23 protein-coding genes are annotated in these 22,857 nt (G+C 67.6%); 8 read left to right on the top strand and 15 right to left on the bottom strand.

The genetic code is table 11. The features are described 5' to 3' along the window. Positions 1 to 34: 34 nt before the first annotated feature. Genes ASE91_RS16020 through ASE91_RS16010 form a run of 3 tightly spaced genes read left to right on the top strand, consistent with a single transcriptional unit; the run spans position 35 to position 4,624 of the window. Positions 35 to 2,623, top strand: a complete 2,589-nt coding sequence (locus ASE91_RS16020; RefSeq protein ID WP_056627962.1) for a PAS domain-containing protein — start codon at positions 35 to 37, stop codon at positions 2,621 to 2,623. Next, complete coding sequence (locus tag ASE91_RS16015) at positions 2,620 to 3,819, top strand: MFS transporter (RefSeq protein WP_056627957.1); 1,200 nt, start codon at positions 2,620 to 2,622, stop codon at positions 3,817 to 3,819. The genes ASE91_RS16020 and ASE91_RS16015 overlap by 4 nt, the downstream gene beginning before the upstream one ends. Before the next feature lie 46 nt (positions 3,820 to 3,865). Then, complete coding sequence (locus tag ASE91_RS16010; RefSeq protein ID WP_056627954.1) at positions 3,866 to 4,624, top strand: metallophosphoesterase family protein; 759 nt, start codon at positions 3,866 to 3,868, stop codon at positions 4,622 to 4,624. Between the two features lie 258 nt (positions 4,625 to 4,882). Here ASE91_RS16010 and ASE91_RS16005 read toward each other — a convergent pair whose 3' ends face one another. The 4 genes from ASE91_RS16005 to ASE91_RS15990 all read right to left on the bottom strand — a co-directional run bounded on the left by ASE91_RS16005 (position 4,883) and on the right by ASE91_RS15990 (position 8,124). Continuing rightward, on the bottom strand, positions 4,883 to 5,632 hold the full coding sequence (locus tag ASE91_RS16005; protein ID WP_056627951.1) for a class I SAM-dependent methyltransferase: 750 nt from the start codon (positions 5,630 to 5,632) through the stop codon (positions 4,883 to 4,885). A gap of 280 nt (positions 5,633 to 5,912) precedes the next feature. Beyond that, positions 5,913 to 6,476 carry a 30S ribosomal protein S9 gene (gene rpsI / locus ASE91_RS16000; RefSeq protein ID WP_082454072.1) on the bottom strand — a complete coding sequence of 188 codons (564 nt, stop codon included), beginning with the start codon at positions 6,474 to 6,476 and terminating at the stop codon, positions 5,913 to 5,915. Then, complete coding sequence (rplM, locus tag ASE91_RS15995; RefSeq protein WP_082439099.1) at positions 6,476 to 6,955, bottom strand: 50S ribosomal protein L13; 480 nt, start codon at positions 6,953 to 6,955, stop codon at positions 6,476 to 6,478. The genes rpsI and rplM overlap by 1 nt, the downstream gene beginning before the upstream one ends. A gap of 119 nt (positions 6,956 to 7,074) precedes the next feature. After that, on the bottom strand, positions 7,075 to 8,124 hold the full coding sequence (locus ASE91_RS15990; RefSeq protein WP_056627948.1) for a COX15/CtaA family protein: 1,050 nt from the start codon (positions 8,122 to 8,124) through the stop codon (positions 7,075 to 7,077). Between the two features lie 91 nt (positions 8,125 to 8,215). On the opposite strand from ASE91_RS15990, the gene ASE91_RS15985 reads away from it, so the two are divergent. Beyond that, entirely contained in the window at positions 8,216 to 8,770 is a 555-nt protein-coding gene (locus ASE91_RS15985) for a DedA family protein (RefSeq protein WP_056627945.1), read from the top strand. 23 nt (positions 8,771 to 8,793) lie between these two features. Here the strand turns inward: ASE91_RS15985 and coaD are convergent, their stop codons facing one another. From coaD to ASE91_RS15945, 8 genes are all read right to left on the bottom strand, one after another. Further along, positions 8,794 to 9,294, bottom strand: a complete 501-nt coding sequence (gene coaD / locus ASE91_RS15980; protein WP_082449697.1) for a pantetheine-phosphate adenylyltransferase — start codon at positions 9,292 to 9,294, stop codon at positions 8,794 to 8,796. Continuing rightward, positions 9,291 to 10,196 carry a polyprenyl synthetase family protein gene (locus tag ASE91_RS15975; protein ID WP_056627942.1) on the bottom strand — a complete coding sequence of 302 codons (906 nt, stop codon included), beginning with the start codon at positions 10,194 to 10,196 and terminating at the stop codon, positions 9,291 to 9,293. The genes coaD and ASE91_RS15975 overlap by 4 nt, the downstream gene beginning before the upstream one ends. After that, on the bottom strand, positions 10,196 to 10,438 hold the full coding sequence (locus ASE91_RS15970) for an exodeoxyribonuclease VII small subunit (protein ID WP_056627939.1): 243 nt from the start codon (positions 10,436 to 10,438) through the stop codon (positions 10,196 to 10,198). Before ASE91_RS15970 ends, ASE91_RS15975 begins: the two co-directional genes overlap by 1 nt. A 101-nt stretch (positions 10,439 to 10,539) precedes the next feature. Continuing rightward, positions 10,540 to 10,899 (bottom strand): hypothetical protein, encoded by a 360-nt coding sequence (locus ASE91_RS15965; RefSeq protein WP_156357887.1) that lies wholly within the window; start codon positions 10,897 to 10,899, stop codon positions 10,540 to 10,542. Positions 10,900 to 10,939: 40 nt separating this feature from the next. Then, positions 10,940 to 11,464, bottom strand: a complete 525-nt coding sequence (locus ASE91_RS15960) for a DNA-deoxyinosine glycosylase (RefSeq protein ID WP_056627933.1) — start codon at positions 11,462 to 11,464, stop codon at positions 10,940 to 10,942. Beyond that, entirely contained in the window at positions 11,422 to 12,588 is a 1,167-nt protein-coding gene (locus ASE91_RS15955; RefSeq protein ID WP_056627931.1) for an NAD(P)/FAD-dependent oxidoreductase, read from the bottom strand. Before ASE91_RS15955 ends, ASE91_RS15960 begins: the two co-directional genes overlap by 43 nt. Positions 12,589 to 12,627: 39 nt before the next feature. Beyond that, positions 12,628 to 14,046, bottom strand: coding sequence for a M48 family metalloprotease (locus ASE91_RS15950; RefSeq protein ID WP_082454070.1), 1,419 nt, complete (start codon positions 14,044 to 14,046; stop codon positions 12,628 to 12,630). Between the two features lie 62 nt (positions 14,047 to 14,108). Then, positions 14,109 to 15,179 (bottom strand): PA0069 family radical SAM protein, encoded by a 1,071-nt coding sequence (locus tag ASE91_RS15945; protein WP_056627927.1) that lies wholly within the window; start codon positions 15,177 to 15,179, stop codon positions 14,109 to 14,111. A gap of 56 nt (positions 15,180 to 15,235) precedes the next feature. Here ASE91_RS15945 and ASE91_RS15940 point away from each other — a divergent pair, with 56 nt between their 5' ends. Next, complete coding sequence (locus ASE91_RS15940) at positions 15,236 to 15,565, top strand: VOC family protein (protein WP_055999549.1); 330 nt, start codon at positions 15,236 to 15,238, stop codon at positions 15,563 to 15,565. A gap of 3 nt (positions 15,566 to 15,568) precedes the next feature. Here ASE91_RS15940 and moaB read toward each other — a convergent pair whose 3' ends face one another. The 3 genes from moaB to ASE91_RS15925 are packed head-to-tail and all read right to left on the bottom strand — an operon-like array spanning position 15,569 to position 18,571. Continuing rightward, a complete protein-coding gene (gene moaB / locus ASE91_RS15935; protein ID WP_056627924.1) occupies positions 15,569 to 16,096 on the bottom strand; it encodes a molybdenum cofactor biosynthesis protein B in 528 nt (175 codons plus the stop codon). Beyond that, complete coding sequence (locus ASE91_RS15930) at positions 16,086 to 17,825, bottom strand: lytic transglycosylase domain-containing protein (RefSeq protein WP_056628772.1); 1,740 nt, start codon at positions 17,823 to 17,825, stop codon at positions 16,086 to 16,088. Before ASE91_RS15930 ends, moaB begins: the two co-directional genes overlap by 11 nt. Positions 17,826 to 17,854: 29 nt before the next feature. Further along, positions 17,855 to 18,571 carry a uracil-DNA glycosylase family protein gene (locus tag ASE91_RS15925; protein ID WP_056627921.1) on the bottom strand — a complete coding sequence of 239 codons (717 nt, stop codon included), beginning with the start codon at positions 18,569 to 18,571 and terminating at the stop codon, positions 17,855 to 17,857. A 118-nt stretch (positions 18,572 to 18,689) separates the two neighbouring features. On the opposite strand from ASE91_RS15925, the gene ASE91_RS15920 reads away from it, so the two are divergent. From ASE91_RS15920 to ASE91_RS15910, 3 genes are read left to right on the top strand one after another with little or no spacing between them, the layout of a single operon-like run. Continuing rightward, positions 18,690 to 20,351 (top strand): electron transfer flavoprotein-ubiquinone oxidoreductase, encoded by a 1,662-nt coding sequence (locus tag ASE91_RS15920; RefSeq protein WP_056627918.1) that lies wholly within the window; start codon positions 18,690 to 18,692, stop codon positions 20,349 to 20,351. A 13-nt stretch (positions 20,352 to 20,364) separates the two neighbouring features. Next, positions 20,365 to 21,918 carry a tetratricopeptide repeat protein gene (locus ASE91_RS15915; protein ID WP_235530526.1) on the top strand — a complete coding sequence of 518 codons (1,554 nt, stop codon included), beginning with the start codon at positions 20,365 to 20,367 and terminating at the stop codon, positions 21,916 to 21,918. A 4-nt stretch (positions 21,919 to 21,922) separates the two neighbouring features. Further along, the gene (locus tag ASE91_RS15910; RefSeq protein ID WP_056627914.1) at positions 21,923 to 22,750 is read left to right on the top strand and encodes a 4-(cytidine 5'-diphospho)-2-C-methyl-D-erythritol kinase; all 828 of its coding nucleotides are present in this window, start codon (positions 21,923 to 21,925) and stop codon (positions 22,748 to 22,750) included. The last annotated feature ends 107 nt before the right edge of the window (positions 22,751 to 22,857 follow it).

The raw sequence follows: 22,857 nt of genomic DNA, 5'->3' as shown, positions 1-22,857 counted from the left end.
GGAACGGCGGCCGTCGGGCCACGTTGTGTGGGCGATGCGAGGCGACGTGGATCTGGACGGGGGCAGCAGCGAACGGGCGCGGCGCGACGATCATCGCATTGCGCTGGAAATTGCCGGTACCGACAGCGGCACCGACCCGTTCGTCGCAGCGGTGCGCGCGACCCGGATGCCGATGGTCGTCACCAACCCGCGGTTGCCCGACAATCCGCTGGTCTTCGTCAATGACGCCTTTTGCCGCCTGACCGGTTACGACCGTGACTGGGTGATCGGCCGCAACTGCCGCTTTCTGCAGGGTGAGGACAGCGACCCTGCGGCGGTCGCGCAGATTCGCGCGGCGGTGGCGGCCGAAGAGTCGATCGAGATCGACATCCGCAACTATCGCCGCGACGGGACGGCGTTCTGGAATCGGTTGCTGCTGGCGCCCGTCCCCGATGCCGATGGCAAACTGGCCTATTTCTTCGCCAGCCAGCTCGACGTCACCGCCGAACGCGACCGGGTCGACGGACTCGAATCGACCAATGCCGCATTGCTCGCCGAACTGGCAGGCCGCTTCCGCGAACAGGAAGAGCGCGAACGCGAGATGTTGTTCGCGCTGGAGGCAGGGCGGTTCGGCACATGGTCCTTCGACCGCATCACGCGCCAGCTGAGCATGTCGGCGATCTGCCGCGCCAATTTCGGTTTCGACACCGATTATCCGCCATCGCCCGCCGAAATTTCCGCGATCCTCCACCCCGACGATCACGCTGCGGCGATGGCCGCGATCGAGGCGAGCCTTGCCGGCGAATCGCTCGAGATCGAGGTTCGCGTCCGCGTGCCCAATGGCGAGACGCGCTGGATCGCCAGCCGGGGGCAGCCGACCCGTAACGCCGCGGGCGAGATCACGCGACTGACCGGCGTGTCGATCGACGTCACCGCGTACAAGCGGCTGGAACGGATGCGCGCGGCGATGGCCGAGCTGAACGAGATGTTGCGCCTGCCCGACGACCCGATCGAGATGACCGCCGCCGCCGCGCGCATCATCGGCGAGGCGCTGGGTGTCGACCGGGTCGGCTATGGCATCGTCGATCGCGCTGCCGAGACGATCACCATCGATCGCGACTGGAACGCGCCGGGCGTGGCCAGTCTGGCCGGGGTGCTCCAGTTCCGGGATTATGGCCACTATATCGACGATCTGAAACGCGGCGAGACGGCGGTGGTCGAGGATGCCCGGATCGATCCGCGCACTGCCGACACCGCCGCGCAACTGGAATCGATCAACGCCCGCGCGTTCATCAACATGCCGCTCACCGAACTGGGCGGGCTGGTCGCGCTGCTGTACGCCAACCACGGCGAGCCGCGCGTGTGGCGTGACGACGAAATCGCCTTTATCCGCGAAGTCGCCGAACGCACCCGCGCCGCGACCGAACGCCGCCGTGCCGAACATGAACTCGCGGCGCTGGCATCGTCGCTTGAGGAACAGGTCGTCGACCGGACCAGGGCGCTGGTCACTGCCCAGGATGCGTTGCGCCAAAGCCAGAAGATGGAGGCGATCGGACAATTGACCGGCGGCGTCGCCCATGACTTCAACAACCTGCTGACCATCGTCCGCTCCTCGGTCGACCTGCTCCGCCAGCCTTCGCTCGCGCCCGAACGCCGCGAACGTTATCTTTCGGCGATCAGCGATACCGTCGATCGTGCCGCGAAACTGACCGGACAACTGCTCGCCTTCGCCCGCCGCTCGGCGCTCCAGCCCGAGACGTTCGACGCCAATGTCGCGGTCGCGGCACTAGGCGACATCATCCGCACGCTGGCGGGCTCCCGGATCGAGGTGACGATCGACGCCAGCGCCGACCCGGCATTCGTCGATGCCGATCCGAACCAGTTCGACACCGCCATCGTCAATATCGCCGCCAATGCCCGCGACGCGATGCAGGGGGAGGGGCGGCTGACGCTGTCGATCGGGTGTATCGACGGCATTCCCGCCAGCGCGGCCTCCCACGCCGTGCCGGGACGGTTCGTGGCGGTGACCATCGCCGACACCGGCAGCGGTATCGACGAGGAAACGCTCGGGCGCATGTTCGAGCCCTTTTTCACGACCAAGGCGCTGGGCAAGGGCACCGGGCTCGGGCTCAGCCAGGTATTCGGCTTCGCCAAGCAATCGGGGGGCGAGGTCCGCGCACGCAGCGTGCCCGGCAATACCGAATTCATCCTGTACCTGCCGCGCGCCGCCGCGCCGACCAGGAACGCCGCCCCGCTCCGCAACGACGTCGAACCGGGCGGCGGCGACGGGCTGCGCGTGCTGGTGGTAGAGGATAACGACGCGGTTGGCACCACCACCACCCATGCGCTGGAGGCGCAGGGTTTCATCACCGTGCACGCGGCCGACGGGCAGGTGGCGCTCGACCTGTTGGCGAACAACCCGCAAGGCTTCGATGTCGTGTTTTCGGACGTGATGATGCCGGGCATCGACGGCATGGAACTGGCGGCGCGGGTGCGGGATCGGTATCCGCAGCTGCCGGTGCTGCTGACCAGCGGCTATAGTGACGTGATCGTCCGCCACGGCACGATGGGGTTCGATCTGCTGCACAAACCCTATACCATCCGCCAGCTGGTCGTCGCGCTGCGCCGGACCGCGGGACGTTGAACACACCCCCGGTCGCGACGCCGCGCGGGTTCGTCGCACTCTATACGCTCGCCTATTGCGGGTTGTTCGTCGCATTCATGCCGTTCGTATCGATCCTGTTGCAGGTGAAGGTCGCTGCGATCGACCCCGCCAACCGGGTCGCTTTGCTGGGACAGGTGGTGCTGGGCGGGGCGTTGATCGCCAGCATCGCCAATATCGCCGCCGGATGGCTGAGTGATATCGGTAGGCGGCGCAGCGGCAGCCGGCGGTCGCCGATCGCGGTCGGGCTGGTGCTGATCGCCCTCGCTTTCGCCGCGATCCACCGCGCGCAGACGCCTGGCTGGCTGTTCGCGGCCATCGCCTTCTGGCAGGTCGCGCTCAACCTGATGTTCGCACCGATGGTGGCGGTCATCGCCGACGAGGTCCCCGATGCCGACAAGGGGCGGGTGTCGGGCCTGCTCGGCATTTCGCACCCGATCGGGGTGTTGTCGGCGGCGGCGGTGACTGCCCCGATGTTCGTCGGCGAAGGCGCACGTTTCGCCGCCAACGTCCTGCTGGCGGGGGTGATGATCCTGCCGTTCCTGCTGTTCGTCCGCGAGCGGGGGGCGGGCGGTGGGGCGTCGAACGATGACGCAGCAGCGGCGAGCGTCGTGCCGCGCGGCGACCTGATCCGCGCCTGGGTCGCACGACTGGCGATGCAGGTCGCGGGCAACGGACTGACCGCCTACGCCTTCTTCCATTTCGCCGATCGCTGGCGGGGCGATGGCGATGCGGCAGGACCGGTCGCGCGGGCGATGGCGATCGTCACCGCCGTGGTGGTCGTCGCCACCATTGTCGCCGGGCGCTGGTCCGACCGGGTCGGCGGGCGCAAGCCGTTTCTGGGCGGGGCGACGCTGTTGGTCGTGGCCGGACTGATCGGCATGGCAATCGCGCCCGGCTTCGTCGGTGCGGCGATCGGCTATGGCGTGACCCAGACCGGCTTGTCGGTGTTCCTCGCGCTGCATTCGGCGCTGGCGATGCAGTTGCTGCCCTCGCCACGGACCCGCGGGCGCGATCTGGCGATCCTGAACCTCACCAACACGCTGCCAGCCTGCGTTCCGCCGCTGCTGGCGGCGCTGGTGCCGGCGGGGGCAGGGCTGGGCGCGGTGTTCGTCGTGCTGGCGCTGGTCGCGGCGGGTGGCGGGCTGACCGCGCTGGCGATCCGGTCGGAGCGCTAGGCTCCGTCGCGCGTTGCCTCCACTTGCAGTTTTAGGAAAGCGCCCGATGATCCGTCTGTTCCATGTCAGCGACGTCCATTTCGGTGCGGAGGACAGGGACGCGATCGCATGGTTCGGTGAAGCGGTCGCCCGCGAACAACCCGATGCGATCATCATGACCGGCGACCTGACGATGCGCGCCCGCACCGCCGAGTTCGAAGCGGCGGCCGAATGGCTCGAAAGCCTCGGTCGTCCGGTCACGGTCGAGGTCGGCAATCACGACCTGCCGCTCTACAATCTCTTCGCCCGCTTCGTCCGGCCGTACAAACGCTACAAGCGACTGGAACGGATGATCGAACGCCCACTGGAGATCGACGGCGTCGCGATCGTGCCGCTCAAGACGACCGCCCGCTTCCAGTTCCGTTGGGACTGGTCGAAGGGCTATGTCGGGCCGAAGGCGCTGGCGCGCACGCTGCGGTTGATCGAACGCGTGCCGGCGGGGCGGATGATCTTTATCGCCGCGCACCACCCGCTCGTCGATGTCGGCACCAAATCCAGCGGCGAAACCGATGGCGGCCCTGCCGCGCTCGACGCCGTCGTGGCAGCCGGGGCGCATGCGGTGTTGTCGGGCCATGTCCACGACCCGTTCGATCTTCCCTACCGCACGGCCAAGGGTCGGTTGCGCATGATCGGTGCCGGCACGCTGTCGACCCGCACCCGTCGCGATCCGCCGTCGTTCAACGAGATCCGGATCGACGGCGGTGCGTTCGAGACGATCGCGCGCAAAATGGGCGCGGCGGACGAACCGGTGACGATGGGCGAGTAGAAGACTCCCCTGTTGGGTTCGCCGAAAAGCCTCTCGGGCGATACCGCTCCGAACGTCGCGAACGGAGCCACCTCTTGGCGTAACCCCGGCGAAGGTTGGAACCCAGTTGGGGGACGCTGGTGACTTACGGAAATGTCCTCCCGACTGGACCCCGGCCTTCGCCAGGGTAGGGGCAGAGGACTTTCGCAGACGTCCCGCGCAGGCTGGAGCGACGGCAAACCGCAGCCGAAGCTGCCCCCCGCCGCTTCGAAACCAGCCCTAGGACAAGCGTCGCCCGATCAACGTACCCTTGGTTCCGCGATTGACCAGTTCGAACCGGAAGTTCGGCCACCGCCGCCGCCAACGCTGTGCGACCACGCGCTCGCCCGGCCGTGCGCCGTCGTCGAGCATCACCACGCCACCCACCGGCAAGCGATCGAACAGCGTCTCGGCTGCGCCGCGAACATAGGGATGGATCGTCCATGGCGGCCCGTCGATCAGCAGCAGGTCGACCTGATCGGGCAGCGCATCGATATCGTACCAGACGCCCGGCCAGTCCCCCGGCGATTCGACCAGCGGTGCCGCGCGCAGATCGGCGGCGATACCGTGTTCGGCCAGCCATTCGCGCGTCGCGTCGACGAAGCCGGCATGCTGGTCGAAGCTGATCAGTTGCCCGCCGCCATGTTTGGCCAGCGCCGCGCCGGTCACCAGACTCGACGCGCCGGTGCCCAGCTCGACGACGGTGCGCGGCCGGCTATCGGTGATCTGCTCGACGATCAGCGACAGATAGCCGGTATCCGCCTTCCAGCTTCCCAGATTGGGCAGCGCGTCGGGGGCAAGGCCCAGTTCGGCCATCAACCGCGCCTTGTCGGCCCGCTTGCCGCCCGACAGGCTACGCAGCAGCCACGGCCACTGGATCGCGCCGAACGCGATGGTGAACAGCTTGTCGGACAGGCTGCGGCGCAGTTCGTCGGGCCACAGGTCCGAATCGGCAAGCGGCAGCAACGAAGTCTTGGCACGCGAGGTCATGGCGTCTCTTGTTTTCGGCTCCGCCAGCGTGCGGACGGCCACTCGCTATACGGTTATGGCCCAAACGGAAAGGGCGGCCCGATACCGGACCGCCCCATCGGGATCGCAACTGGCCGCAAACCGGAACCTTTCGGTTCCGCGCGCGTGCGATGTCCTCCCAACGCAAGTCCGGCCCGCATTCCCTTCCAACCACCCGAACACGATACGCCGTGGGTGACAGGACGGGAAGACGGGCCGGTATCGCGAAGCGCACCCGACCGGGCGCGCTTCCAGACGACGTTTAGCGCTTCGAGAACTGGAAGCTGCGGCGGGCCTTCGCCTTGCCGTACTTCTTACGCTCGACCGCGCGGCTGTCGCGGGTCAGGAACCCGGCGGCCTTGACCGGCGCCCGCAGGATCGGCTCGTAGCGGGTCAGTGCCTGGCTGATGCCATGCTTGACCGCGCCGGCCTGACCCGACAGGCCACCGCCCTTGACGGTGCAGATCACGTCATACTGACCATTGCGGTCGGCGACGCCGAACGGCTGGTTGATGACGAGGCGCAGCGTCGGACGGGCGAAATACACTTCCTGGTCACGGCCGTTGATCGTGATCTTGCCCGAACCCGGCTTGATCCAGACGCGGGCAACGGCGTCCTTACGACGGCCGGTCGCATAGGCGCGGCCATAGGCGTCGATTTCCTGCGCGCGCAGCGGCATCGTCGGGCGGGGCGGTTCGACCGGAGCGACGGGCGCTTCCGAACCATCGACCTGCGGGGCCGAAGCCTGCGGTGCGGCGGCCGGAGCCGGAGCCTGCTGGCCGGTCAGGTTGGCGAGGTCGGAAAGGGACTGGCGGTTGTCGGACATTATGCGCCCACCTTGTTCTTGCGGTTCATGCCCGCGATGTCGAGAACCTCGGGGTTCTGCGCACCGTGCGGATGCTCGGTGCCCTTGAAGATACGCAGGTTGCGCATCTGTTCGCGGCCCAGCGGTCCGCGCGGGATCATCCGCTCGACGGCCTTTTCAAGGACGCGCTCGGGGAAACGACCTTCGAGGACCTTCTCGGCGGTGACCGCCTTGATGCCGCCGGCATAGCCGGTGTGCTTGTAATAGGTCTTCGTCTTCGCCTTGTTCGAGGTGAAGCGGATCTTGTCGGCATTGATGACGACGACGTTGTCACCGCAATCGACGTGCGGGGTGAACGACGTCTTGTGCTTGCCGCGCAGCACATTGGCGATGATCGACGCAGCACGACCGACCACCAGGCCGTCGGCATCGACGATATGCCATTTCTTCTCCACCTCGTGCGGCTTGGCCGACTTGGTGGTCTTCATGAGCGCCTTCATGGGCGTTGGACCTTTCGGAAGTTAACCGCGTCCGTTCCGAACCGGAGCGGTGCGAACGCTGGCCAAATGCCGAAAGGAGCCTTGGAAGTCAAGCAAACAGCGGCTTTGCTGACGGGTACCTAAATACCCGACGCCCGCCGGCCGGTCGCGTGCGCCGCCCAGGTGGTGGCGACGACCAGCATCGCACCCACGAACTGGTGCAACGCCGCCACCTCGATCCGGACCCCGGTCATGACGGTCGCGATGCCCAGCAGGATCTGAAATCCGAACGCGATATGTACAACCTTCGCCACCTTCGGGTGCCCGGCGCGCTTGGCGGCCCGCGCCAGCACGATCAGCACCGCGACCGTCACCCACGCCCACCAGCGGTGAATGAAGTGGACGACATAGGGATCGTTGACGATCGCATCCAACGGGTTGCGCCCCGCCCATTCGTCCGCCGGAAAGAATCGCCCGTTCATCAGCGGCCACTGGTCAGTGACCAGCCCGGCATTCAGGCCGGCAACCCATGCCCCGAACAATAGCTGGACGAACAGCACCAGCCCGGCAATAGCCCCGATCGTCGTCATCCGCGCCGGCCGTGCATGGCGATCGGCCGCCCGTTCGCGCAGGTCGAGCGCGGTCCACACCGTTCCGGCAAGGATCAACAGCGCGTTGAGCAGATGTACCGACAGCCGGATATGCGACACGTCGGTCCGCACCGACAGCCCCGACGCGACCATCCACCAGCCGATCGCCCCCTGCAGGCCGCCCAGCGCGAGGAGCGCCAGCAACCGCCCCTTATACCCCGCCGGGATCGCCCGTCGGACCCAGAACCACGCCAGCGGCAGCGCGAACGCCAACCCGATCACGCGACCGAGCAAGCGGTGGATATATTCCCAGAAAAAAATGCCCTTGAACTGCGCCAGCGTCATGCCCTGATTGAGCAGCTGATATTCGGGAATGCGCCGGTAATTGGCGAACTCCACTTCCCATTGCGCGGCGTTCAGCGGCGGCAGGGTGCCCGACAACGGTTTCCATTCGGTAATCGACAGCCCGGATTCGGTCAGCCGGGTAATGCCCCCGACCACGACCATCGCGACGATCAGTGCGGCCACCCACCACAGCCAGCGGGCGACTGCACCCGGCCGGGCGCGCGAGGGGAGGGGAGGAGCAAGCATCTTCGGCATTTAGCGTTCGCATGGGTCGTTCGAAAGGGGCGTGTTTCGCTTTACCCGCCCCGGCTTGCCGCTACGGTGCCGCGATGCCGAAAGCCCGCCCATGACGATCGAAGCGCTGGTCGCGCGCTACGGCCTTGCCGCGCTGCTGCTCGGCGCGGGCGTGGAGGGGGAGACGGTCGTCGTCCTCGGCGGGATCATGGTCCAGCGCGGCAGCCTGCCCTATGTCGGCGCGATCCTCGCGGCGGCGATCGGCTCGTTCATTGCCGACCAGCTCTTCTTTGCTGCCGGCCGCCGGTTTCGCGATCATCCGCGCGTGGTGCGCTGGCGCGGCAAGCCGGCCTTCGCCCGTGCGCTGACCACGTTCGAGCGGCATCCGACGCTGTTCGTTTTCGCCTTCCGCTTTCTCTACGGATTGCGCACCGTCAGCCCGGTCGCGATCGGCACCACCCGCTTGCCGCTTGCCCGCTTCGCGATCCTCAACGGATCGGCGGCGCTGCTATGGGCGACGATCTTCGTGTCGATCGGATACTGGTTCGGGCATGGCCTGAGCGAACTGATCGGACGCTGGCTGCCGTCGTGGCAGGTGCTGGCCGGCGGCGGCATCGCGTTCGCCGTCATCGCCGGCCTGACATGGTGGTGGAAGCGCCGCACTTAAACCCTCCACGGCGCGGGGAGGAATCAGTCGCCCTTGCGCCCCAGTTTCTCTACCCGGGCGATCACCTCTTCGCACACCGCCGGGGACACGAACCTGGCGATCGATCCGCCATACATCGCGATCTCCTTGACCAGCCGCGACGCGATCGGTTGCAGCGAGACGTCGGCCATCAGGAAGACCGTTTCGATCCGGTCGTTCAACTGCTGGTTCATGCCCGCCATCTGATATTCATATTCAAAGTCGGCGACGGCGCGCAGCCCCCGCACGATCACGCTCGCGCCCTGCCGCTCGGCAAAGGTCATCAGCAGCGCATCGAACGCGACGACGCGAATGTCGCCGCCAACGCCGGCAACCTCGCGCTCGACCATCGCCAGCCGTTCGTCGAGCGAGAACATCGGTGATTTCGACGGATTCGTCGTCACCCCGATCACCAGCCGGTCGACCAGCTTCGCGCCGCGCCGGATGATATCCATATGCCCGCGCGTAATCGGATCGAAGGTGCCGGGATAAACGCCGATCCTCACCGATCGCGCTCCAGCACATAGCGGGCGATAGCGCGCAGCAGATCGGCTTCGTGGCCGAAGTCGCGCAGATGCTCAATCGACTGCTTGACGAGCATTCGTGCCTGTTCGCGCGCGCGATCGAGCCCGAGCAGCGACAGGAACGTCTCCTTGCCCGCCTCGCCGTCCTTGCGTAGCGCCTTGCCGACCGCTGCCTCGTCGCCCTCGACGTCGAGAATGTCGTCGGCGATCTGAAAGGCGAGGCCGATGTCGCGCGCGAACCCGCGCAGCGACGTGCGCTGATCGGCGGGCAGCCGGCCGAGGATCGCGCCTGCTTCCACCGAACAGGCGATCAGCGCGCCGGTCTTCATCGCCTGCAACCGGGTGACGGTGTTCAGGTCGAAGCTCGTTTCCTCGGCTTCGAGGTCCATCGCCTGACCGCCCGCCATGCCCGACGGGCCGGACGCGTGCGCCAGATCGGCGATCAGTTCGATGCGGACATGGCTGTCGGGATGCGTCGCCTTATGCGCCAGAATCTCGAACGCCAGCGCGTGCAGGCAATCGCCGGCAAGGATCGCGGTTGCTTCGTCATAGGCCTTGTGCACCGTCGGCTTGCCGCGACGCATGTCGTCGTCGTCCATCGCCGGCAGATCGTCATGGATCAGGCTGTAGACATGGATGCACTCGATCGCGAGCGCGGCGCGCGCGGCGCGGTTCCGCTCGACATTGAACAGGCGCGCGGTCGCGAACACCAGCAGAGGCCGGAGCCGTTTGCCGCCGCCGATCGCGGCATGGCGCATCGCGCGGTACAGGTTCGCGCGCGGATCGCCGGGAACCGGCAGCAGCGCGTCGAATTGGCGATCCATCTCTGCCGAGACTTCGCGGAGGGCGGCGTTCAGCGACACCGGCGGCGCGATCGTCGCCATTATTGTGCGTCGAACGGCTGGGTCGAGGCGCGCCCCTCGGCGTCGACCCGGATCGCCTCGATCCGCGCCTGCGCCGCATCGAGCCGCGCGGCGCATTGCGCGCGGAGCAGGTCGCCCCGGGCATACAGGTCGATCGCGGTCTGGAGGTCTTCCTGACCCGTCTCCAGCCGGCTTACGATTTCCTCGAGTTCGCGGAGCGCATCTTCGAAGGACAGGGCGGAAACATCGCGTTCGTCGGACATGGCGATGCTATGGGGCAGGGGGCGGGGCGATTGCAACCGGGGAGCGTGAAGCTGGCGAAATTGAAAGCGCTTCAACGCCTTCTATCCCGGCGCTGACTGCATCAGCACGGACCGTGCCAGTAGATATCGGGTCCGATCCGGTCGACGCATTCCCTTGGCATCGGCAAGTCTTTCGGATCGGTCGTCACATAGTATCCCCAGCCACCATCGAAATAGGATTGTGCCACGATTTCGACGACCCGGTCGCGGACGATGATTCTCTCCGGACGCAATGCCATTATTCCTGCCGGCCACTGGTGCGGCGGCAACGATCGATTTGCCGATCGCGTAGCAAGGAGGGCGAGCGAGTCGTGGGTGGCCGCTGTCAACCCGGCGTGGTCGATCACGGACCGGTGACACCCGTCCGCCAGACCCACGGTCGTCAGGACGATCAACGCGAGGCAGGTGCGCAGCGACGGCATGGTGCAGACAAGCATATCGATGGCCGGACGGCCAGCGCACTTATGCTGGGAGACAGTCCCCGATTGCATCCCATGCCGGCTGCTTTGCCGCGACCCCGACCGTATGCAGCGGGCTGCTCGACGGCAGCGCCAGCGTCTCGACCCCGGCCACCATGCCGCGTCCGGCCTTCCACGCCGTCCCGCCATTGAACGCCACCAGTCGCAACGCGGGCAGCGTCGAGATCAGCGCCGCCACGTCGTTCGCGGTCGCATCGCGGATCGCAGCGTCGCTGCTGCCCGACCGGGTCGCGCTCGCCACCACGTCCCATAGCCCGATCCCCGCCGTCCGAAGCGCCACCAGCCGGTCGTCATACGCAAGCGCAGGCAGCTCGACCCCGATTACCGGCGACAGCAACCGCCAGAACTGGTTCTGCGGATGCGCGTAATAGCGCCCCGCCGCCAGCGAGGCGTCACCCGGCAGGCTGCCGAGGATCAGCACACGCGTCCCTGCATCGACCACCGGCGGGAACGACGCCTTCCGCGTCACACCGCCTGTCCCGCCGCCCAGCCGCTCGACCATGCCCATTGGAAATTATAGCCGCCGAGCCAGCCGGTCACGTCGACCGCCTCGCCGATCACATACAGGCCGGGCAGGTGCTTTGCCGCCATCGTCTTCTGGTTCAGGCCATCGGTCGCGACCCCGCCGACGGTCACCTCGGCCTTGGCGAACCCTTCGGTACCGTCGGGATGGAATTGCCAGCCCGACAGCCGCCGTTCGATATCGCCCAGCACGGCATCGCGCGCATTGCCAAGTTCACCCGTCACCGCGAACTTCGCCGCCAGTGCCTCGGCCAGCCGGTCGGGCAGGGCCGCGCCCAATGCCGATCGCAGCCCGGCACGCGGGCGCGCCCGCTTGGTGGCGAGCAGCCAGCCCGCCGGCTTGTCGGGCACGAAATCGATCGTGACCGCCTCGCGATGCCGCCAATAGGACGATGCCTGCAGGATCGCCGGCCCCGACAACCCGCGATGGGTGAACAACGCCGCCTCGCGAAACATCGCCTTGCCCGCGCCCGCAACGACCTCGGTCGTGACCCCCGACAAGTCGCGGAACAGCGCGTCCCCGGGCGGCAGCGTCAACGGCACCAGCGCCGGCCGCGGCTCGACCAGCTTTAGGCCGAAGCGCTTGGCAAGGTCATAGGCAAAGCCGGTCGCGCCGAGCTTGGGGATCGAAGGCCCACCGGTCGCGACGACCAGCGCCGGTGCCGTCGCGTCGAGATCGCCATGTCGCACGGTGAAGACTCCATCGGCATGGGTCACGTCGCGGATCGGCTGGCCCAACCGGATGTCCGCCCCCGCCGCCTCGTCCAGCAGCATCGTCACGATCTGTCGGGCCGATCCGTCGCAAAAGAGTTGCCCGAGCGTCTTCTCATGCCACGCGATGCCGTACCGGTCGACCAGCGCGATAAAGTCCTGCGCGGTATAGCGGCCCAGCGCCGACCGCGCGAACTGCGGGTTGGCCGAGACATAGCGGTCCCAGCTCGTCCCGACATTGGTGAAGTTACAGCGCCCGCCACCCGAAATGACGATCTTGCGTCCCGGCTCCGATGCATGGTCGACGACCAGCACCCGCCGTCCACGCTGTGCGGCGATGCCGGCGCAGAACAGGCCCGCACCGCCCGCGCCGAGGATGATGACGTCGTGACTGGTCATCCCCGGCCCTTCGCACGGGCGGCAGGGGAGGTGAAGGGGTCAGCCCCGCACCACGACCTTCATCAACTGTCCCGGCACCAGCCTCGCGCCGTCTTCCAGCCCGTTCAGCGTCAAGAAGCGGTCGCGCTGGAAATCGGGATAGGCCATCTGCCGGCTGAGCGAGTCTATCGTGTCGCTCGCTTTCACTGTGACGATGCGGATGCGCTTGCCGACGATCGCATTCGCCTCGGTCTGGCTCAGCGTGCCGAAGCTGTCGAGCAGCGATTCGAACGGGCCGATGCCGCGTCCGGCGGGCGTCACGATCTGGAAATAATAGGTCGCCGATGGATAACGATAGGCGACGACGGTGACGTCGACCGCCTGGTTGTTCGCGTTCGCGCGCACCGTGCCGATCGCCGCTTCGGTGCCGTTGATCCGCGTCCGCTCCGGCTCGCCGACATTCTGCGCGCCGAGTGCCGTCAGCCGTTGCCGTACGACACTCGCCGGATCGCCCGCCGGGCCCATCCGGAACTCGGCCTGTCCGCCTTGCCCGGCGATGGTCACCGCATCGGTGCCGTTCTGCAGCGCATAGCCGGCCGGCGCGGTGAAGCGGACGCGCAGCGCGGGGTGTTTGAAGGTCGTGCCGTCGATCACGCCCTGCGCGGGATCATCGTCATAGCGCAGCCCGTCCAGCATCCGCAGATAGGTCACGTCCTGCGCCGGCTGCGTCGTTGCGCGGCCCGCCTGCTGCGCCAGTGCCTGTGCGCGCCGGACGCGATCGGCGCCATTGGGGTGGGTGCTCATCCACGTCGGTACGGCGTTACCGCCCCGTCCGCTGGTCTGCGCCGCCAGCGCCTGCGCTTCGTTCAGCTGGACCAGTGCGTCGGCCATGCCCGACGGCGCATAGCCCGCCGCCGTCGCATAGCGGACGCCGAACTGATCGGCCTGATATTCCTGATTGCGGCTGTACGACAGGGTGTAGAGCTGCGACCCGACCCCGGCGATCCGCCCGACCAGATCGCTGCCCGTCACCGCCCCCAGTAGCGTCGCGCCCAGCGTGCCCAGCGTCGAACGCGTGCTGCGCGAATTGCTATGGCGGGCGGCGACATGGCCGACCTCATGTCCCATCACCGCCGCCAGTTCCGCTTCGCTGTTCATCAGCGCCAGCAACTGCCGCGTGATGTAGACATAGCCGCCGGGGATCGCGAAGGCGTTCTCGACCGGCGAATTGAGCAGCGTCACCGTGAAGTCGCCGCTGGCGTTCGACAGGCCCGACTGCACCGCCACCCGCTTGCCGACGCGCTCGACATAGGCGGACTGCGGCCCCGAATAGCGGCCGCCATATTGCGCCAGCAACTGCGGATTGGCCTGCGCGCCCTGTGCGCGGTCGTTCTGCGAGATCGATCGCGTCTGCGCCGCCACCGGGGTCGTGATCGTCGCGGCGCACAGCATGGCCGCGGTCCAGATCCGTTTCGTCATCTTAGGCAGTCCCCGTTCAGTCTCGTTCGGAATACGTTGCGATACGACAACGGTTCCGTCGCTCAGCTGAACAACTCGCCCTGCGCCCCGGCCGGCGGGCGGAACAGATCGCAGCGCAGTGGCGCATGGCCGCCCGTCAATCCGTGCCGACGACAGGCGATGGCGAAGCGCGTCGCGAGCAACCGTCCCCACACCCCTTGCCCGCGCATCCGCGAATGGAATGCCGGATCATTGTCGCGCCCGCCGCGCAGCGACCGAACGATCGCCATCACTTTTCCCGCGCGATCGGGAAAATGCGCCTCCAGCCATGCGCGGAACAGCGGCGCCACCTCATGCGGCAATCGTACCGGCAGGAAATACGCACCCTTCGCCCCCGCCTGCACCGCGCGTTCGATCAGATGTTCGACCTCATGATCGGTGATCGCGGGAATGACCGGCGAGATCGAGACATAGGTTGGAATCCCCGCCGCGTTCAGCTTCGCGACTGCGTCCAGACGCTTGGCCGGATGCGGCGCACGCGGCTCCAGCGTCCGCGCGATCACCGGGTCGAGCGACGTCACCGACAGCGTGACGTTCACCAGCCCCTTGGCCGCCATTGGTGCCAGCAGGTCGATGTCGCGCACCACCCGATCGGATTTGGTCGTGATCGTCAGCGGATGATTCGTCTCCGCCAGCACTGCGATACAGTCGCGCGTGATCCGCCATTCGCGCTCGATCGGCTGATAGGGATCGGTGTTGGTCCCCATCGCGATCGGCTGCGCGACATAGCCGGGCTTGCCAAGTTCGGCACGCAGCAACTCCGCCGCATCGGGTTTGGCGAACAGCTTCGTCTCGAAATCCAGCCCCGGCGACAGGTCGTGATAGGCATGGCTCGGCCGCGCGAAGCAATAGATGCAGCCGTGTTCGCAGCCCCGATACGGGTTGATGCTCCGATCGAACGGCATGTCTGGCGAACTGTTGCGGGCGATGATCGTGCGTGGCTGTTCGATCGTCACCGTCGTCCGCAGGACCGGCTCCGCGCCATCGACTGTCTCCCGCCAATCGAGCCAGTCGCCGTCCGCATCGCGAGACGGCAGTGCGAAACGGTTGCTCACCGCATTCTCGGTCGCTCCACGGGCAGGACGGTTGCGCATTGCGCGATCCTATCGCTTCCATTAGAACGAAGCAAGAACAAGGGAGAAAGGCTATAATGGCGCGATTGAACTATCTCGAACTGCCGGTGGCGGAGACCGGACCAGCGGCGGATTTCTACGCGAAGGTGATGGGCTGGACCTTTACCGCTTACGGCACGGATTATGCCGCGACGACGACCGGCGATACCGATCTGGGGCTGGACGCCGATACGCGATTGACGGTCATGCTGCCCGTTATTCAGGTCGAGGACCTCGAAGCGACGCTGGCTGCGGTCGAAGCCGCCGGGGGCACGGTCGTCGAGCCGATCTTCGCTTTCCCCGGCGGACGCCGGTTCCACTTCCGCGATCCCGACGGGCATGTGCTGGCGGCGATGGTGCCCGAATAACCCCTATCGTTCGAGCAGGCGCGGCATCAGCTCGACGAAATTGCACGGCCGGTGGCGGCTGTCGAGCTGTTCGGCAAGGATGCCGTCCCAGCCGTCCTTCACCGCGCCGGTCGATCCGGGCAGCGCGAAGACATAGGTGCCGCGCGCGACACAGGCGGTCGCGCGCGACTGGATGGTAGAGGTGCCGATCTTGGCATAGCTTTGCCAGCGGAACAGCTCACCGAAACCGGGGATCAGCTTCGTCGCGATCCGCTCGACCGCTTCGGGCGTCACGTCGCGGCCGGTAACCCCGGTGCCGCCGGTGGTGATGATGCAGTCGATCGCAGCGTCGTCGATCCACTGGTTCAGTTGCGCGACGATGGTGTCGATATCGTCCCGGACGATCGCGCGGTCGGCAAGGGCATGGCCCGCGCCCTCGACCCGCGCGACCAGCGTGTCGCCCGACCGATCCTCGGCCAGCCCCCGCGTGTCCGATACGGTCAGTACCGCGATCCGCACGGGCACGAAGGCCCGGCTTGCATCAATGGGCATCGGCGACGCGCGTCCGGCCGGTCTTGCTCACGCGGATCGCGGCGGCACCCGGCAGGCCGGGGAATTTCGGCCACATCCCCTGCGCCAGCGCGGCGCGGCTGGCCGACGGCTTGCCCGCCTGCTTCTCATACATCCAGTAATTGCGCAGCACGGTCATCACATAGCCGCGCGTCTCCCAATAGGGGATCGATTCGATATACATCAGTGGATCGCCGCCGTCGCGCAACTGGACGTTCCATGCTTCGACCGGGGTCGGCCCGGCATTATAGGCCGCGATGATTTTCGGCAGCAGCCCGCCGGTGAACGGCCGGTCGCGCAACTGCTCCAGATAGCTTTGTCCCACCGCCATATTGACCTGCGGTTTCGACAGCGCCGACTTTTCCAGCTGCAACCCGTGCGCGCGGGCGTAATCGGTCAGCGCACCGGGCCGGATCTGCATCAGCCCCGTCGCGCCGGCCGGGCTGACGACACCGGCATCGAAGCGCGATTCCTGCAACGTGTGTGCGAACACCAGCGCCTTATCGACGCGCCAGCCACCCTCGGGCGTCCAGTCGGGGGCGGGATAGCGCGCCTCGACCAGCGGCCGGGCACCCTGCGGTCCGTTATGCGACAGCCATAATTGCGTGGCGGGCAGGTTCAGGCTGCCGCACAAGCGGGTCAGCGCCGGATAGTCGCCGGCGCCGCCGATTCGCGCCTGATATCGCAGCAACTTGTCGGCCAGCGCGCCTTCGCCGATCTCGGTCAGCGCGGCGGCGACCTTGACGTTCGACCGGCGCTCGAGCGCGCGCCAGTCGTCGGTCGCCGGCGCGCGCGATGCCGCATCGGCCCCGTCGATCAGCCCCAGCGCCTGCCGCGCCAGCAACCCGTAATAGGTTTCCCCATATTGCGCCGCCGTCTGCAACCGCCCCTGCACCAGGTCGGGCCGCCCGCACGCAATATCGGCGCGCGTCGCCCAATACAGTCCGGCCGAGCGCAATTCGGTATCGCCCGCGCGCTGCGCGACGCTGGCAAAGGCGGTCTGGGCCGCCGCGCAATCCTGTTGCCGCCACGCCGCCAGCCCCTGCGTCCAGTCGGCCTGTGCCGCCCAGTCGCCCGAGCCGCGCTGCGCCACCGCCGCCAGCCGGCGGGCATTGGCATCGTCGCCCGCCACGAAATAGATCCACGCGACCCGCCCGCGCATCTCGGTCAGCGCCTCGGGCGTCAGGTCCGACTCGCGCGTGGCAATCAGCGCTTCGGCGGCGGCACCGTCATCGACCTTCACGAACGGCTTCATCGCGTCGAGCAGTTGCGCGGCGGCCGCGTCACTGCGCGCCGCCTTGGCGCGCAGCCGCACCGGCGCGGCATCGAACCATACCAGCTTCTGCTGCGTCGGCAGTTCGGGCAGGGCGTCGGCTCCGCGCAGCTTGGCGAGGCGGGCAAGATCGGGGGCGTGCGGCAGGTCGGGTGCCTCGGTCAGCAGCGCCAGCAACTGCGGCAGCTCGACCTTCGGCGATCCCTTGGCCGTATAGAGTTCAGCCCGGGCGACGGCATGCAGCGGCCCCGGCTTCATCGCGTCGAGCCGCAATTGCGCATCGGCCCAGCGCCCGCCGCGGATCGCCGCGAATACCTGCGTATAGGCATCGCGATCTTCGGGCGACAATTGCGGTGGCACCCGCGCCTCGACCGGGGTCCGGGCGACGCTCGCCAGCGTCGGCGCTTCGCCGGCATAGGCGGGGAGGGCGGGCAGCATGAGCGCCGCGAACACGATGGGGGTCAGCTTCACGTGGTCGTTTCCCTGGTAAGCAACTGCAAATGCCGCCAGCTTTCCGCCTTGGCCAAGGGCCGCTCCAACAGGAAGCGCGGATGGAAAGTGGCGATGGCGAGGCAGTCTATGCCATCATGGTGAAGGGTCCGTAAACCACCGCGTTGCCCGTCCGGCCCCAGCAACGCCCGGCACGGTTCCGCGCCGAACAACAACAGCTTGCGCGGCGCGACCAGCGTCACCAGCCGCCGCGCCAGATCGTCGAGCGTCGCCTGCGCCTCGTCCGGCACCCGTCCGGCCAGCGGCCGCGCCTGTGCGACGCCGGCGATCGTCACCGCACCCCGGTCCAGCCCGATCGCCGCCAGCATCCGGTCGAGCAGCATGCCGACCGGACCGGTCATCCAGCCCGTTTCCGCCGAATCATCGGCTTCGGGCAGGTCGGTCAGAATCATCAGCGCGGGATTTTTTGTGTGGGCGACGGTCAGGCGTTCGCCAGTCCATCCCGCCTCGGGCGCGGCATCGCCCATGCGCCATGCCAGAAACGCATCAAGCGTGTCGGGTGGCAGGTCGGCGGCGGGCGTCGACGCTACGGCAGCGGGCGCTCGGGTCGGGACGGGGGCTGCGAACCAGTCGCGCAGTTCGTCCTCGACCAGCGTGTCGACACCGGCATCCTGCCACCATTCCAGTGCGCTAGCTGCGGCTTCGTGCCACTGGATATGCTGGTCCGCCCCCATGTCGCCTTTAACGCTCTCCTTGACCTCCCCGTCAATCTGCCCAAATCGTGAGGAGGACAGGGCGTTGCAGCGACGCGACGATACGGGCAGTGCGCAGCGCCCGCGATGAGGATGGAAGATGAGCGAACGGGAATCGATGCCCTATGACGTCGTGATCGTCGGCGCGGGGCCTGCCGGCCTGTCCGCGGCGATCCGGCTGAAACAGATGGCGGCGGACACGGGCGAGGAACTGGCCGTGTGCGTGCTGGAAAAGGGATCGGAGGTCGGTGCCCATATCCTGTCGGGCGCGGTGTTCGATCCGCGCGCGATGGACGAACTGCTGCCCGAATGGCGGACGATGGGTTGCCCGATGGCCGAGGTTCCGGTGACCGAGAACCACCACTGGCTGTTGTCGGAAACCGACAGCAGCGAAGTGTCGCACCGCATCCTGCCGCCGTTCATGCAGAACACCGGCACCTATACCGGGTCGCTCGGCAATATGTGCCGCTGGCTGGCCGAACAGGCCGAGGGGATGGGGGTCGAGATCTTCCCCGGCTTCGCGGCGGCCGAAATCCTGTATCATGCGGATGGTTCGGTAAAGGGCGTCGCGACCGGCGACATGGGCGTGGCGCGCGACGGTACGCACAAGCCCGACTGGCAGCCCGGCCTCGAACTCCATGCCGAATATACGTTTTTCGCCGAAGGAGTGCGCGGGCATCTGTCGAAACAGGTCATCCGTACCTTCGATCTGGCGCGCGACAGCCAGCCGCAGGTCTATGGTCTGGGGATCAAGGAATTGTGGGACATTCCGGCCGAAAACCACGTCCCCGGCCGCGTGATCCATACGCAGGGCTGGCCGCTGAGCGAAACGCGCGGGTCGAATGGCGGCGGCTTCCTGTATCATCAGGCGAACGGGCAAGTGGCGCTCGGCTTCGTCACGTGGCTCAACTATTCGAATCCCTATCTATCGCCGTTCCACGAGATGCAGCGGTGGAAGACCCATCCGGCGATCGCTGCCATCCTGAAGGGCGGCAAGCGCGTGTCCTATGGCGCGCGCGCGATCAACGATGGCGGGTGGCAGTCGGTGCCGAAGCTGACCTTCCCCGGCGGCGTGCTGGTCGGCTGTTCGGCGGGGTTCCTGAACGTGCCGCGGATCAAGGGCATCCATACCGCGATGAAGTCGGGCATGATGGCCGCCGAAGCCGCCTTTACCGCCGTGCGCGACGGGCGGCGGGGCGACGAACTGACCGCCTATACCGCCGCCTATGAAGCGAGCTGGGTGTATCAGGAACTGCGCACCGTCCGCAACGTCGTGCCGCTGGTCAAGAAATTCGGCGATTTTATCGGGTCGGGCGTCGCCAACGTGACGATGTGGGCGGAGCATTGGGGGCTGCGGATGCCGTTCACCATGGGCCATCATCCCGATCACGAAAGCCTGTGGCGCAAGGATCAGGTGCAGCCGATCGCCTATCCCAGGCCGGATGGCGTGCTGAGCTTCGATCGCCTGTCCTCGGTGTTCCTCTCGAACACTAATCACGAGGAGGATCAGCCGGTCCATCTGACGCTGAAGGACCCCGACGTCCCGGTAAAATACGATCTGCCGCTCTATGACGAACCCGCGCAACGCTATTGCCCGGCGGGCGTATATGAGATCGTCGGGGCGGAGAGCGACGATCCGAAATTCGTCATCAACGCGCAGAACTGCGTCCATTGCAAGACGTGCGACATCAAGGACCCGACGCAGAACATTAACTGGGTCGTGCCGGAAGGCGGCGGAGGACCGAATTATCCGAACATGTAGTATCGGTCTGCTGGTGGCGGCGCTGGTCGCGTCGCCGGCCGCCGCCGACACCCCGCTGGCCGCCTATGCCCGTGCTCGCGCCGCCGATGCCGATGGCCGGGTGACGATCGCGGCGCAGGGCTATGCACTGGCGCTGGCGGCACAGCCGTCCGATCCGGTCATCGCCGTGCGCGCGCTGCGGGAGGCGCTGGCGAGTGGCGACCTGGCGCTTGCCCGCCGCGCAGGGGCGGTGCTGCGCGCCGCCGATGTCGCGCCGCCCGATCTCGACATTCTCGGCCTCGCCGATGCCGTCGTCCGGCGCGATGTGGCCGGACAGCGGACGGCGCTGACCCGGTTGGCGGGATCGCCGCTGGGCTTCCTCGCGCCGCTGCTGGCCGAATGGGTCGATCAGTCTGCGCCGGCGATCGCCAGCGACGGCGGTGCGATCCCCCGCCGCTATGCCGCCGAGAACCGCGCGCTCCGCCTGCTCGCGACCGGGCAGGCGAACAAAGGCGTCGCCGCGGTCCGTGCGCTCCTGACCACCGGCGGCAACGACGCCGATTTTCGCCTGAACGCCGCGCAACTGTTGGCCCGGGCAGGCGATGGTGCGACGGCGCGGTCGCTGCTTGCCGGGAGCGACCCGGTTCTGTCGCGCAGCGCCGCGACGCTTGGTCGCGGCCGGCGGGGCGATGCCCGCTTCGGCATCTCCCGCCTGTTCGCGCGCATGGCCGGCGACCTGTCGGCCGAGGGGACCGAACCGCTGGCGATCATGCTTAGCCGGTCGGCCTTGTTGCTCGATTCCGGATACTCGCGCGCCCGTCTCGCGCTGGCCGATGCGCTGGCCCGCAGCGAAGCGACCGCCGAGGCGCAGGCGACGCTGGCCGCGATCCCCGCCGACGATCCCTTCGCGACCAGCGCCGCCGCGCTGGCCATCGTCATCCAGCAGCGCGCTGGCAACCCCGATGAGGCATTGGCGCTGGCCGCCAAACAGGTCGATCGGCCCGACGCGACCACCGCCGGCCTGCGCCGCTACGCCGACTTGCTGCTCGAAACCGGTCGGGCCGGGGAAGCCGCCGCCGTCTATGCCCGCGCCATGGCCCGGCCGGACGCGGCGAACGACTGGTCGCTCTATCTGCAACGCGGCGCGGCGCTCGACCGCGCGGGCGACTGGGCGGGGGCGCTGCCGATGCTGCGCCGCGCGGTCGAGCTGGCCCCGCAGGAACCCGCCGCGCTCAACTATCTCGGCTATGCACAGGTCGATCGCGGCGAGAATGTCGTCGAAGCGACGCGCATGCTCGAACGCGCCCATGCGCTCGCGCCCAAGGACCCGGCGATCGCTGATTCGCTCGGCTGGGCGCGGTTCCGGGCCGGCAACCCGACCGCCGCGCTGCCGCTGATCGAAGGGGCCGCGCGCGAAGCGCCCGACGATGTCGAAATCAACGAACATCTCGGCGATGTTTACTGGAGCGCCGGTCGCCGGGTCGAGGCGCGCTACGCATGGCGGGCGGCATCGGTCGAGGCGGAGGGCGCGGACGCGGCTCGATTGGCGAGCAAGCTTGCGAACGGACCCGCTTCGTCGCAACGCTGATCCGATGATCGTCGAACCCGCTCCCGCCAAGCTCAACCTCGCGCTCCATGTCCGTGCGCGGCGCGCCGATGGCTATCACGAACTCGAAACGCTGTTCGCGTTCGTCGCCGATGGCGACACGGTGATGCTGACCCCCGCTGCGCACGACAGCTTCACCATCACCGGCCCGTTCGCCGCCGGCTTGAGCGGGGAGGGCGACAATCTGGTCACCCGCGCCTGCGACGCCTTCCGTGACGCCTTCGGTCCCGGCGACCAGCTCGCGATCCTGCTCGACAAGCATTTGCCCGTCGCCTCGGGCATCGGCGGCGGATCGGCCGATGCCGCCGCGACGCTGCGCGGGATGGCGCGATTGCACGGCGTGGCGCTCAACGATCCGGCGCTGATGGCGATCGCCGACCGGCTCGGTTCCGATGTTCCTGCCTGTCTGGTCGGACGGACGATGATCGGGCGTGGTCGCGGCGAGCAACTTACCCTGATCGATACACCGAAGCGGCCGGCATTGCTGGTCAATCCCGGTGTCGCGGTGTCGACCGCACAGGTCTTTGCCGGCTGGGACCGCATCGATCGCGGTCCGATCGCCGATGGCGATGCGCTGACGATCGCACTCGCCGGTCGCAACGATCTCGAACCGCCCGCCCGCGCGCTGGCACCCGCGATCGACAAGGTGCTCGCGCTGCTGAACGCCGCGCCGGGCGTCACGCTCGCCCGCATGTCGGGATCGGGCGCAACCTGTTTCGCGCTGTTCGACGACGCAGCCGCCTGCGCCCATGCTGCCACCGCTATCCGGGCCGCACAGCCCGGCTGGTGGTGCCTCGAAACGAACCTCGCGTGACGGCGGTCCGTATCGAAACGGGGCAGGATGGGCCGTTCCCGCTCGACGATGCACCTGGCACGAAGTTTGTTGGGCAAGGGGCGCGGATCAAACGCCAGGAGCGGATC

This window comes from Sphingomonas sp. Leaf62, from assembly GCF_001421915.1.
Lineage (GTDB): Bacteria > Pseudomonadota > Alphaproteobacteria > Sphingomonadales > Sphingomonadaceae > Sphingomonas.
Note: the sequence above shows the minus strand (reverse complement) of the source record. Positions and strands in the feature narration are given on the sequence as shown.